Raw genomic sequence first — 1804 nt, 5'->3', positions numbered from 1 at the left:
GGCGCCAGCCAGGGCAGCCATAACTTGGGACCGGGCCAGCCGGGCGGAAATTGCAGCCAGCCCATCCCGATGCTGGCGACAGCGAGGATGGCAAGGGGAATTTTCATGCTCCAGCCCATCTGATAGGATTTCCCCGGCTTGGTCGGCCCCTCGAAGACCAGCAAGTAGAGGCGGAAGGCATAGGTCGCGGTAAGTACCGCGCCGAGCAGCGCCAGTACCCAGAGCAGCTTGCCGCCGGGCACCATAAAAGCCGTGGCAATGATGGCGTCCTTACTATAAAACGAGGCGGAGACCACCGGCACAGCCGCCAGGGCAAAAATACCGGCCAGAAACACCCAGCGCAGGAAAGGTTGCTGCGCCTTGAGGCCACCCATGTGGCGGATGTCGTGGTCCTCACTGTAGACGCTGATGACCACCCCCGCACTCATGAAAAGCAGGGCCTTGAAGCAGGCATGCACCAGCAGGTGAAAGAGCCCGAGCGAGGGGGCGCCGATGCCGACGCCGAGAAACATATACCCCAACTGGCTGATGGTGGAATAAGCCAGCACCCGCTTGATATCCACTTGGGCGACAGCGCAACTGGCCGCATAAAAGGCCGTGAATGCACCACTGAGGCCAATGACCCAGAGCATGCCCGGCACCGCGACAAAAATCGGGTACAGGCGAATGCAGAGATATACTCCGGCGGTCACCATGGTCGCCGCATGGATCAGGGCGGAGACGGTACTGGGTCCGGCCATGGAATCGGGCAACCAGATATGCAGGGGGAACTGCGCCGACTTGGCGATGGCGCCGATGAGGATCAGGGCACCGGCAATGGTCAGCACCAGCACGTCCGGGTGCGTCGCCACGGCAACGAAGAGCTGCTGATCATTGAGGGTATGGTATTCCGCGAAGAGCATGAAGATGGCCAGCGCCAGCGCCGTATCACCGATCCGGGTCACGACGAAGGCCTTGCGCCCCGCCCAGGCGTTCTCCTGCTTGCGGTACCAATGGGCCACCAGCGCGTAAGAGCAGAGGCCGACGGTTTCCCAGCCCAGGTAGAGCAAAAGCAGGTTGTCGGCCATGGTCAGCACCAGCATTCCGCCGACAAAAAGATTCAGGTAAAAATAGTAGCGCCGCTCACCATAGTCTCCCGCCAGAAATTGCTGCGAAAATAGATGAATGAGAAAGCCGACGAAGGACGCAATGCTGATCATGATCAGGGTGACCTGATCCACCTGGAACGCGATATCCGCGTGGAACCGGCCTACGGCCATCCAGGTCCAGACGAGATCATGGAGATGGGGATCGCGACCGTGGGTGATCCAGAGGGCAAGCACCACCAACGCTGCCAAAAAGGGCATGGTCGCGGCCATGCGGCCCATGCTGCGCGGCGCAAACCGCTCTCCGAAAATGGCATTGAGGAGCGCCCCCAGCAGCGGGAAACCGGGTATTAACCAAAGCCATTCACTCATCGGCTTCTTCCCGCAGGTGGCGCAGAGCATCGACGGTATCACCGCCCAGCTCCTGTTTCACCCGCAAAAGCAGGGCCAGGGTCAGGGCCAGCGCGGCACCACTCAGGGCCATGATGAAGACCACCAGTACCTGTCCGGTGGACGAGTGCCAGCGCGCCCCGCCCACCAGCGCGATGACCATGGCGGCATTAAAGAGCAGCTCCATGCCGAGCAACAGAAAGATCAGATTCCGCCGCAGCAGGATCAGCGCGATGCCCGCGAGAAAGAGCAGCGCCGCGATGACCAGAGCCAGTTCAAGCGTCATGGTCTTCCCTCCGCTGGATGGCAAGGACCGCGCCGATCACCGC

Annotated in this window: 2 protein-coding genes; both read right to left on the bottom strand. The window is 61.3% G+C overall.

What is annotated here, in order from left to right; genetic code table 11:
- The coding region (locus M7F93_RS11400) for an NADH-quinone oxidoreductase subunit 5 family protein (RefSeq protein ID WP_298173585.1) at positions 1-1457 on the bottom strand (1457 nt) is incomplete at its 3' end.
- Positions 1450-1761: an NADH-quinone oxidoreductase subunit NuoK gene (locus M7F93_RS11395; protein WP_298173582.1), complete on the bottom strand. Its 312-nt coding sequence runs from the start codon at positions 1759-1761 to the stop codon at positions 1450-1452. The genes M7F93_RS11400 and M7F93_RS11395, both read right to left, overlap by 8 nt.
- Between the last annotated feature and the right edge of the window lie 43 nt (positions 1762-1804).

It is taken from the genome of Acidithiobacillus sp., from assembly GCF_027322205.1.
Taxonomy (GTDB): Bacteria; Pseudomonadota; Gammaproteobacteria; order Acidithiobacillales; family Acidithiobacillaceae; genus Acidithiobacillus.
Note: the sequence above shows the minus strand (reverse complement) of the source record. Positions and strands in the feature narration are given on the sequence as shown.